The following is a 1,349-nucleotide window of genomic DNA, read 5'->3' on the forward strand; positions in this document are numbered from 1 at the left end:
GTCACTGAAATAGTTTCTAAAATTGTACTTTTTGCTTTTTCTCACGTTTTGATGCTCTCCATCTTTTAGTTAATGGTCCCTTCATTTGATGAGCCTGCTCAGGCGTTAGATAATCACAACTGCCATGCGGTCGTAATGTGTTATAGTTTTCAATTGCCCATCGTATTTTTTCTTCAGCGGCTTGAATATCGAAAAAACTACGATTAAGCAGCATATCCTCTTTGATAGTTCGATTCATTCGCTCCGCCAAGGCATTCTCATAAGGGTCACCTTGTTCTGTCATACTGATGGAAATATTATGCAACTTCAATAAATCAATATACTCTCGACAGCAGTATTGGACGCCCCGGTCAGAATGATGAATGAGGTTAGGACGTAAATGACTTTTATTGTCTTTTATAGCCATTTTCAAGGCGGTGACAGGGCCAATAGCTCCTAAGGAATCCTCCAGTGCCCAGCCAACAATTTTTCTGGAGTAAGCATCGGTGATAAGGCTCAAATAAACAAATCCACGAACAATAGAAATATAGGTAATGTCGCTAACCCATAATGAGTTAGGAATCAAAATCTCTTTGCCAATAGTGAGATTGGGGTATTTAAAATAGCGATGATGTGACCAGGTTGTTTTTACATTACGTGTTTTTCTTTTGATCAATAAGCTATTCTCTCTCAACAAGTTAGATAGTTTATCTCTTCCGATTTTTATCCCATGGCACAATCGAAACTCCGTTAGTTGATGATGTAAAACATCAACTCCTACACTGGGTAAATCAAGGCGTAGTCTTCTAATCTCCGAAAGAAGCATTAGATGGTGAAATTCTTCTTTTTGTGATTGTTTCTGGGCATCATACCAAGCCTGACGGCTTTTCCCAAACAGCCCGCAAAGTGTCTGTATACTTACTAAGGGGTGATGCCGATTCAGTTCCGTTACCGTTTGGGACCAGACTTTTTTCTTATCGGAATTTTAAATTCTTTTTCAGCGATACTAATCATCGTCTCGAAGGCTTCCCGTCTGAGTTTTTCCTGTTGAAGAAGCGCTTCGGTTTGAGCTAATTGAAGTTTAAGGCGGGTAATTTCATCAGCCTCGGTTTTCATCTTTCTAAGGTTGTTAGATTTAGGATAATAACGTCTGAATCGGTAGCGCTGGTAATCCCGATTCCAGACTCGAAGTGAATTTAGGGAAATATTAAGCTCAGTCAAAATCTGAGATTGACTGACTAATTCCAATCGATACAGTTCAATGACATGCCATCGAAAGGCACCTGTTTTGTACTTTTTCTTTAAATTAATAAAGCTGCTCACTTTCATAACTTTACACAATTTGTGTCAAGCTATTTCAGGGATATACA

2 protein-coding genes are annotated in these 1,349 nt (G+C 38.8%); both read right to left on the reverse strand.

The features are described from left to right. Positions 1-16: 16 nt before the first annotated feature. Positions 17-922 (reverse strand): IS3 family transposase, encoded by a 906-nt coding sequence (locus P1X15_RS32415; protein WP_277342253.1) that lies wholly within the window; start codon positions 920-922, stop codon positions 17-19. Between the two features lie 5 nt (positions 923-927). Then, positions 928-1,308, reverse strand: a complete 381-nt coding sequence (locus tag P1X15_RS32420) for a hypothetical protein (RefSeq protein ID WP_277342252.1) — start codon at positions 1,306-1,308, stop codon at positions 928-930. Positions 1,309-1,349: the final 41 nt, after the last annotated feature.

This window comes from Runella sp. MFBS21 (genome assembly GCF_029433105.1).
GTDB lineage: Bacteria > Bacteroidota > Bacteroidia > Cytophagales > Spirosomataceae > Runella.